Below are 8,436 nucleotides of genomic sequence, written 5' to 3' on the forward strand. Positions count from 1 at the left end.
TTGTACGATAAAATAAAAATAACTCTATATTTCATGATGATATGAAATTTTTGAAGATACCGCTTTGGTGGTATTTGGTGTAACCCCTCGCCTGAAAGTCCCTCCTCGTCTTGATCGTTATCAATTCTCCCCCTCTTTCAGGGCGTTACCTTCGCTGCAAATCAGCAATGTCGATTTAGAGAGCCACAGGCTCCACACAGGAGATACCCGATGAGCAAATTTTTGGACCGGTTTCGCTACTTCAAACAGAAGGGTGAAACTTTTGCCGATGGGCACGGCCAGGTTCTGGATACCAACCGGGACTGGGAAGACGGTTACCGCCAGCGCTGGCAGCATGACAAAGTCGTCCGTTCGACCCACGGCGTGAACTGTACCGGCTCATGCAGCTGGAAGATTTTCGTTAAAAACGGTCTGGTGACCTGGGAAATGCAGCAGACCGACTATCCGCGCACCCGCCCGGATATGCCAAACCACGAACCGCGCGGCTGCCCGCGCGGTGCCAGCTACTCCTGGTATCTCTACAGCGCCAACCGTCTGAAATATCCGCTGATGCGCAAGCGCCTGATGAAAATGTGGCGTGAGGCGAAAGTACAGCACAGCGATCCGGTGGATGCCTGGGCGTCCATCATCGAAGACGCTGACAAAGCAAAAAGCTTCAAGCAGGCTCGCGGTCGCGGTGGTTTCGTTCGCTCCTCATGGAAAGAGGTAAACGAGCTGATTGCCGCCTCCAACGTCTACACCGTCAAAACCTACGGTCCTGACCGCGTGGCGGGCTTCTCGCCAATTCCGGCGATGTCGATGGTCTCTTACGCCTCCGGCGCGCGCTATCTGTCGCTGATCGGCGGTACCTGCCTGAGCTTCTACGACTGGTACTGCGACCTGCCGCCTGCGTCTCCGCAGACCTGGGGCGAGCAGACCGACGTGCCGGAGTCCGCGGACTGGTACAACTCCAGCTACATCATCGCCTGGGGCTCTAACGTTCCTCAGACCCGTACGCCGGACGCGCACTTCTTTACCGAAGTCCGTTACAAGGGCACCAAAACCGTGGCGGTCACCCCTGACTACGCGGAAATCGCCAAGCTTTGCGATCTGTGGCTGGCGCCGAAACAGGGTACCGACGCCGCGATGGCGATGGCGATGGGCCACGTCATGCTGCGTGAATTCCATCTTGATAAGCCAAGCCAGTACTTCACAGACTACGTTCGCCGCTACACCGACATGCCGATGCTGGTCATGCTGGAAGAGCGGGAGGGCTACTATGCCGCTGGCCGCACGCTGCGCGCCGCCGATCTGGTGGATTCGCTGGGCCAGGAAAACAACCCTGAGTGGAAAACCGTTGCGTATAACAGCAACGGCGAGCTGGTGGCGCCAAACGGCTCAATCGGCTTCCGCTGGGGCGAGAAGGGCAAGTGGAACCTTGAGCAACGCAACGGCACCAACGGCGAAGAGACGGAGCTGCGCCTGAGCATGCTGGGTAGCCAGGACGAGATCGCTGAAGTCGGGTTCCCGTACTTCGGCGGTGAAGGTTCAGAGCACTTCAACAAGGTTGAACTGAACAACGTTCTGATGCACAAACTGCCGGTTAAGCGCCTGCAGCTGGCCGACGGTTCTACCGCGCTGGTCACCACCGTTTATGACCTGACCATGGCGAACTACGGTCTGGAGCGCGGTCTGGGCGATGAAAACTGCGCAACCGGCTATGACGACGTGAAGGCCTACACCCCGGCCTGGGCGGAACAGATCACCGGCGTGCCTCGCGCGCACATTACCCGTATCGCACGTGAGTTTGCAGAAAACGCGGACAAAACGCACGGTCGTTCGATGATCATCGTCGGCGCGGGTCTGAACCACTGGTATCACCTCGATATGAACTATCGCGGTCTGATCAACATGCTGATCTTCTGCGGCTGCGTCGGTCAGAGCGGCGGCGGCTGGGCACACTACGTCGGCCAGGAAAAACTGCGTCCGCAGACCGGCTGGCAGCCGCTGGCGTTTGCCCTCGACTGGCAGCGTCCGGCACGCCATATGAACAGCACCTCCTACTTCTATAACCACTCCAGCCAGTGGCGCTACGAGACGGTCACCGCGCAGGAGCTGCTGTCGCCGATGGCGGATAAATCCCGCTACAGCGGCCACCTGATTGACTTCAACGTGCGCGCAGAGCGCATGGGCTGGCTGCCGTCGGCGCCGCAGCTGGGCACTAACCCGCTGCGCATTGCGGAAGCGGCGAAGCAGGCGGGCATGTCACCAGTGGATTACACCGTGAAATCCCTGAAGGATGGCTCAATCCGCTTCGCGGCTGAACAGCCGGAGAACGGTAAAAACCATCCGCGTAACCTGTTCATCTGGCGCTCCAACCTGCTGGGCTCGTCCGGTAAAGGCCACGAGTACATGCTGAAATACCTGCTCGGTACCGAAAACGGTATCCAGGGGAAAGATCTCGGCAAGCAGGGCGGCGTGAAGCCGGAAGAGGTGGAGTGGAAAGATAACGGCCTCGACGGCAAGCTGGATCTGGTGGTGACGCTCGACTTCCGTCTGTCCAGCACCTGCCTGTACTCCGACATCGTGCTGCCAACCGCGACCTGGTACGAAAAAGACGACATGAATACCTCGGATATGCATCCGTTTATTCATCCGCTGTCTGCGGCCGTTGACCCGGCGTGGGAATCGAAAAGCGACTGGGATATCTACAAAGACATTGCGAAGAAATTCTCCGAAGTCTGCGTTGGGCACCTCGGCAAAGAGACCGATGTGGTGACGCTGCCAATCCAGCACGACTCGGCCGCCGAACTGGCGCAGCCGCTGGACGTGAAGGACTGGAAAAAAGGCGAATGCGACCTGATCCCGGGCGTAACCGCGCCGCACATTATTCCGGTTGAACGCGACTATCCGGCAACCTACGAGCGCTTTACCTCTATCGGCCCGCTGATGGAGAAAATCGGTAACGGTGGGAAGGGGATCGCCTGGAACACCCAGAGCGAAATGGATCTGCTGCGCAAGCTCAACTACACCAAAGCGGACGGCCCGGCGAAAGGCCAGCCGATGCTAAACACGGCGATTGATGCGGCAGAGATGATCCTGACCCTGGCCCCGGAAACCAACGGCCACGTTGCCGTCAAAGCCTGGGCGGCACTGAGCGAGTTCACCGGTCGCGACCATACGCACCTGGCGACGAATAAAGAGGAAGAGAAAATCCGCTTCCGCGATATTCAGGCGCAGCCGCGCAAGATTATCTCCAGCCCGACCTGGTCTGGTCTGGAAGATGAGCACGTGTCCTATAACGCGGGCTACACCAACGTTCACGAGCTGATCCCATGGCGCACCCTGTCAGGCCGTCAGTCGCTGTATCAGGATCACCAGTGGATGCGCGACTTCGGTGAAAGCCTGCTGGTCTACCGTCCGCCAATCGACACCCGCTCCGTGAAAGCGGTGATGGGCGCGAAATCGAACGGTAACCCAGAGAAGGCGCTGAACTTCCTGACGCCGCACCAGAAGTGGGGTATCCACTCCACCTACAGCGACAACCTGCTGATGCTGACCCTGTCGCGCGGCGGTCCGATTGTCTGGATGAGCGAAACGGACGCCAAAGATCTGGGTATCGAAGATAACGACTGGATCGAAGTGTTCAACAGCAACGGTGCCCTGACGGCGCGTGCGGTCGTGAGCCAGCGCGTACCGGCCGGGATGACCATGATGTACCACGCGCAGGAACGTATCGTTAACCTGCCGGGGTCAGAAATTACCGAGCAGCGCGGCGGGATCCACAACTCCGTGACTCGTATTACGCCGAAGCCGACCCACATGATCGGTGGCTATGCGCAGCTGGCCTACGGCTTTAACTACTACGGCACCGTAGGATCGAACCGCGATGAGTTCGTGGTGGTACGTAAGATGAAGAATATTAACTGGTTAGACGGCGAAGGTAATGACCAGGTACAGGAGAGCGTAAAATGAAAATTCGTTCACAAGTCGGCATGGTGCTGAATCTGGATAAATGCATCGGCTGTCATACCTGCTCGGTCACCTGTAAAAACGTCTGGACCAGCCGCGAAGGTATGGAGTACGCCTGGTTCAACAACGTGGAAAGCAAGCCGGGCACCGGCTTCCCGACCGACTGGGAAAACCAGGAGAAATGGAAGGGCGGCTGGATCCGTAAAATCAACGGCAAGCTGCAGCCGCGCATGGGTAACCGCGCGATGCTGCTGGGTAAAATCTTCGCTAACCCGCACCTGCCGGGCATCGACGATTACTACGAGCCGTTTGACTACGACTACCAGAACCTGCACAACGCGCCGGAAAGCAAGCACCAGCCGATCGCCCGTCCGCGCTCGCTGATCACCGGTCAGCGCATGGACAAGATCACCAGCGGTCCAAACTGGGAGGAGATTCTGGGCGGCGAGTTCGAGAAACGCGCCAAAGACCAGAACTTCGAGAACATGCAGAAGGCGATGTACGGCCAGTTCGAAAATACCTTCATGATGTATCTGCCGCGCCTGTGCGAGCACTGCCTCAACCCGGCGTGCGTGGCGACCTGCCCAAGCGGCGCCATCTACAAGCGTGAAGAAGATGGCATCGTGCTGATCGACCAGGACAAGTGCCGCGGCTGGCGTATGTGCATCACCGGCTGCCCGTACAAAAAAATTTACTTCAACTGGAAGAGTGGTAAATCTGAGAAGTGCATCTTCTGCTACCCGCGTATCGAAGCCGGAATGCCGACCGTCTGCTCAGAAAGCTGCGTAGGCCGTATTCGCTACCTCGGCGTGCTGCTGTATGACGCGGACGCGATTGAAAATGCCGCCAGCACCGAGCACGAGAAAGATCTGTATCAGCGTCAGCTGGACGTGTTCCTCGATCCGAACGATCCGAAGGTGATTGAGCAGGCGCTGAAAGACGGCGTGCCGCAGAGCGTGATTGACGCGGCGCAGCAGTCACCGGTGTACAAAATGGCGATGGACTGGAAGCTGGCCCTGCCGCTGCACCCGGAATACCGCACCCTGCCGATGGTCTGGTACGTGCCGCCGCTGTCGCCGATTCAGTCCGCGGCTGACGCGGGCGAACTGGGCAGCAACGGCATCCTGCCGGACGTGGAAAGCCTGCGTATTCCGGTTCAGTACCTGGCGAACCTGTTGACCGCCGGGGACACCCAGCCGGTACTGCTCGCGCTGAAGCGTATGCTGGCGATGCGTCACTTCAAACGTGCGGAAACCGTAGACGGTGTGACCGATACCCGCGCGCTGGAAGAGGTCGGTCTGACCGAAGCGCAGGCGCAGGAGATGTACCGCTATCTGGCGATTGCCAACTACGAAGACCGTTTCGTGGTGCCGAGCAGCCACCGCGAGCTGGCCCGTGAAGCCTTCCCGGAAAAAAATGGCTGTGGCTTTACCTTTGGCGACGGTTGCCACGGGTCAGACAGCAAATTCAACCTGTTCAACAGCCGCCGCATCGATGCCATGGATGTGACCAGCAAAACGGAGCCGCACCAATGATTGAACTCGTCATTGTTTCGCGTCTGCTCGAGTACCCGGATGCTGCGCTTGCGCAGCATCAGCAGGAACTCTTTGATGCACTCGCGTCATCTGAAAACCTGGATAAAGACGATGCCCAGACGCTGGGTGTTTTCCTCCGCGATCTGCTGGCGCGCGACCTTCTGGATGCCCAGTCGGACTACAGCCAGCTGTTTGACCGTGGTCGTGCGACCTCGCTGCTGCTGTTTGAACACGTTCACGGTGAGTCCCGTGACCGCGGTCAGGCGATGGTGGACCTGATGGCCCAGTATGAACAGCACGGCCTGCAGCTCGACAGCCGCGAGCTGCCGGATCATCTGCCGCTGTATCTGGAGTACCTGGCGCAGCTGCCGAAAGAAGAGGCGCTGGGCGGTCTGCAGGACATCGCGCCGATCCTGGCGCTGCTCGGCGCGCGTCTTCAGCAGCGCGAGAGCCGCTATGCTGTTCTGTTCGATCTGCTGGTGAAGCTGGCCAACGCCGCGGTCGACAGTGAAAAAGTGGCGGAGAAAATTGCGGATGAAGCCCGCGACGATACCCCACAGGCGCTGGATGCGGTCTGGGAAGAAGAGCAGGTGAAATTCTTTGCTGACCAGAACTGCGGCGAGTCTGAAATCTCCGCTCACCAGCGTCGCTTTGCCGGCGCGGTTGCCCCACAATATTTGAATATCTCTAACGGAGGACGGCACTAATGCACTTCCTGAATATGTTCTTCTTTGACATTTACCCGTATATCGCGGGTACCGTGTTCCTGGTGGGAAGCTGGCTGCGTTACGACTACGGCCAGTACACCTGGCGTGCGGCCTCCAGCCAGATGCTGGATCGTAAAGGGATGCATGTGGGCTCTAACCTGTTCCACATCGGTATTCTGGGGATTTTTGCCGGTCACTTCCTGGGGATGCTGACGCCGCACTGGATGTATGAAGCGTGGCTACCGATCGAGGTGAAGCAGAAGATGGCGATGATCGCCGGCGGTGCCTGCGGCGTGATGACTCTGGTGGGGGGCCTGCTGCTGCTGAAACGTCGTCTGTTCAGCCCGCGCGTGCGTGCGACCACGACCGCAGCGGATATTCTGATCCTCTCCCTGCTGATGGTGCAGTGCGCGCTGGGCCTGCTGACCATTCCGTTCTCGGCGCAGCATATGGACGGGAGCGAAATGATGAAGCTCGTCGGCTGGGCGCAGTCCGTGGTGACCTTCCACGGCGGAGCCTCCGCGCACCTGGACGGCGTGGCGTTTATCTTCCGCGTTCACCTGGTGCTGGGGATGACGCTGTTTGTGCTGTTCCCGTTCTCACGTCTGGTGCATATCTGGAGCGCGCCGGTGGAGTACCTGACGCGCAAATACCAGATTGTGCGCGCCCGTCGCTAATTCGCCGTTTTGATACCAACCCCGCACTCGCGGGGTTTTTTTTCGCCCCAGCCCAGGTTATTGCCCGCGGCAGCAAACAGGATCAGCGCGCCGCCCGCCAGCTGCGTCAGGTTCAGCGAGTGTCCGAACACCAGATTATCGACAACGATCGCCACCACCGGATAGATAAACGACAGGGAGCCGGTAATGGGCGTAGGCAGCTTCTGGATCGCGCTGTAGAGCAGCTGGTACATAATGCCGGTATGGACGATGCCCAGCGTCAGCAGGATCGGCCAGGGAAAATCACCGGAAAATGACGGCATGCTGGCAAAGGGCAAAAGCATCACGACGCCCGTCAGCACCTGGATAAAGGCAATATGCTGCGGCGCAACGGATCTGAGCTTGCGGGCAATAATGGCCGTGACCGCATAGAAGAAAGCCGCGGCCATCGCAAGGCCGATTCCGGCGAGCCATTCACCGCCGTGCGCGCCGGTCAGCTCGCTGGAGAGCAAGATCACCACGCCGCCGAAGGCGAGGAACAGCCAGCCCCATTTCACCAGGCTAACGCGTTCACCTAAAAACATCCCCATCAGGACCAGCATAAACGGCTGGGTGTTATAGACCACGGTCGAAAGACCAATCGAGATCCGCTCATAGGCCGCGAAGAGCAGCAGCCAGTTCACCACGAGCGCTACGCCGCCGAGAATGGCCAGCAGCAGCGTGGTGCGGGTGAGGGGGCTGAAGGGCTTTTGACTTGCCCGGATAAAAATAAAAAGCGCTATTGCCCCGATAAGACAGCGCCAGAACACCACTTCCGTCACCGGCAGACCGCTGAGTAAAACAAACGCACCGATAGAGCCGGAAATTAACATCGCCAGGCTCATTTGCCAGACGCCTTTATGGAAATCACGCATCATCCACCTCCTGATTGTATGTCACTATTGTCGAAAATCGCTGTCGGGTTTTACAGGGATGAGATAAGGTGAAATGCAGTGATGACTTTTTAAAATTAGGTGAAAACGATGGAATACCTTCTCGATGATATCGACCGTCAAATTTTAGCCTGTCTGGTCGAAGATGCGCGCATGTCTTTGAAGGTGCTCAGCGGACGCATCGGTCTGACTTCCCCCAGCACGGCAGAACGCCTGAAGAGGCTGGAAGAGCGCGGTGTGATTCAGGGGTATGGCGCACGGGTGAATCTGGCGGCGCTGGGGTATACGCTGCAGGCGCTGGTGCGCGTGCGTCCTTTGCCGGGGTTGTTGCATAAGGTGGATAAATACATTCAGGCGATGCCGGAGTGTATAGAGAGCGACAAAGTCACCGGGGAAGATTGCTTTGTGATTAGGCTGGTGGTGCGATCGATAGAGCAGCTGGATGTGCTGCTGGACGGCCTGGCGGAGCATGCCCAGTGCAATACGTCGATTGTGAAGAGTTCGCCGGTGACGCGTCGTTTGCCGCCGATGTAGGCTTCTGGCTTCTGTCGCCAGGTGGCGGCTGCGCCTGCGAAGGTTTCCCCGTTACGGAAATACATGATGCCTGGTGCAAAAAGGAGGTTTGGAGTTATTTGAAAGTGATGGTGGTGGGGGA

Annotated in this window: 6 protein-coding genes; 5 read left to right on the forward strand and 1 reads right to left on the reverse strand. The window is 58.4% G+C overall.

Annotation, left to right across the window (positions count from 1 at the left end):
- Positions 1-210: 210 nt before the first annotated feature.
- Genes HCH49_RS03850 through narI form a run of 4 tightly spaced genes read left to right on the forward strand, consistent with a single transcriptional unit; the run spans position 211 to position 6,870 of the window.
- On the forward strand, positions 211-3,954 hold the full coding sequence (locus HCH49_RS03850) for a nitrate reductase subunit alpha (protein WP_221702222.1): 3,744 nt from the start codon (positions 211-213) through the stop codon (positions 3,952-3,954).
- Entirely contained in the window at positions 3,951-5,486 is a 1,536-nt protein-coding gene (gene narH, locus HCH49_RS03855; RefSeq protein ID WP_023312109.1) for a nitrate reductase subunit beta, read from the forward strand. The genes HCH49_RS03850 and narH overlap by 4 nt, the downstream gene beginning before the upstream one ends.
- Positions 5,483-6,193: a nitrate reductase molybdenum cofactor assembly chaperone gene (gene narJ, locus HCH49_RS03860; RefSeq protein ID WP_033145763.1), complete on the forward strand. Its 711-nt coding sequence runs from the start codon at positions 5,483-5,485 to the stop codon at positions 6,191-6,193. Before narH ends, narJ begins: the two co-directional genes overlap by 4 nt.
- Complete coding sequence (gene narI / locus HCH49_RS03865) at positions 6,193-6,870, forward strand: respiratory nitrate reductase subunit gamma (RefSeq protein ID WP_023312107.1); 678 nt, start codon at positions 6,193-6,195, stop codon at positions 6,868-6,870. Before narJ ends, narI begins: the two co-directional genes overlap by 1 nt.
- Here narI and HCH49_RS03870 read toward each other — a convergent pair.
- Positions 6,867-7,763, reverse strand: coding sequence for a DMT family transporter (locus HCH49_RS03870; protein WP_039263577.1), 897 nt, complete (start codon positions 7,761-7,763; stop codon positions 6,867-6,869). The genes narI and HCH49_RS03870 overlap by 4 nt on opposite strands.
- A gap of 108 nt (positions 7,764-7,871) precedes the next feature.
- On the opposite strand from HCH49_RS03870, the gene HCH49_RS03875 reads away from it, so the two are divergent.
- Positions 7,872-8,315: an Lrp/AsnC family transcriptional regulator gene (locus tag HCH49_RS03875; protein WP_063429616.1), complete on the forward strand. Its 444-nt coding sequence runs from the start codon at positions 7,872-7,874 to the stop codon at positions 8,313-8,315.
- The last annotated feature ends 121 nt before the right edge of the window (positions 8,316-8,436 follow it).

This window comes from Enterobacter sp. Y17, from assembly GCF_019730495.1.
GTDB classification, from domain to species: Bacteria; Pseudomonadota; Gammaproteobacteria; order Enterobacterales; family Enterobacteriaceae; genus Enterobacter; species Enterobacter asburiae_B.

Coding starts and splice junctions, on each gene's coding strand:
- narI (WP_023312107.1), top strand. CDS start 6,193: ATGCACTTCCTGAATATGTTCTTCTTTGACATTTACCCGTATATCGCG.
- HCH49_RS03875 (WP_063429616.1), top strand. CDS start 7,872: ATGGAATACCTTCTCGATGATATCGACCGTCAAATTTTAGCCTGTCTG.
- narJ (WP_033145763.1), top strand. CDS start 5,483: ATGATTGAACTCGTCATTGTTTCGCGTCTGCTCGAGTACCCGGATGCT.
- HCH49_RS03870 (WP_039263577.1), bottom strand. CDS start 7,763: ATGCGTGATTTCCATAAAGGCGTCTGGCAAATGAGCCTGGCGATGTTA.
- HCH49_RS03850 (WP_221702222.1), top strand. CDS start 211: ATGAGCAAATTTTTGGACCGGTTTCGCTACTTCAAACAGAAGGGTGAA.
- narH (WP_023312109.1), top strand. CDS start 3,951: ATGAAAATTCGTTCACAAGTCGGCATGGTGCTGAATCTGGATAAATGC.